Annotated in this window: 1 pseudogene; it reads right to left on the reverse strand. The window is 49.1% G+C overall.

The annotated features are described in order from the left end of the window. Positions 1 to 38: 38 nt before the first annotated feature. A pseudogene (locus SB775_RS34005) lies at positions 39 to 234 on the reverse strand (hypothetical protein); the annotation flags it as partial.

Below are 234 nucleotides of genomic sequence, written 5' to 3' on the forward strand. Positions count from 1 at the left end.
GGCGACTGGCTGTCCGACTATTTCGAATGCGATTTGGTTCATGGTAACTCTCCATGCACGGCAAAGTATTCCAGAATCGGCAATAGGTCTTGAACTTGGTCTTGTGTCAAATGCATCCGAGTAGTCAGCTGGACATCGTCAGGAATCGGATACGCAACCCATCCAGTTCCGCCTTCTTTTGTTTTCGAAGCCATGATTTGCGGATCTGCATCATCCACTCCGAACCATATGGCG

The sequence above is a fragment of the Peribacillus sp. SIMBA_075 genome, from assembly GCF_046534585.1.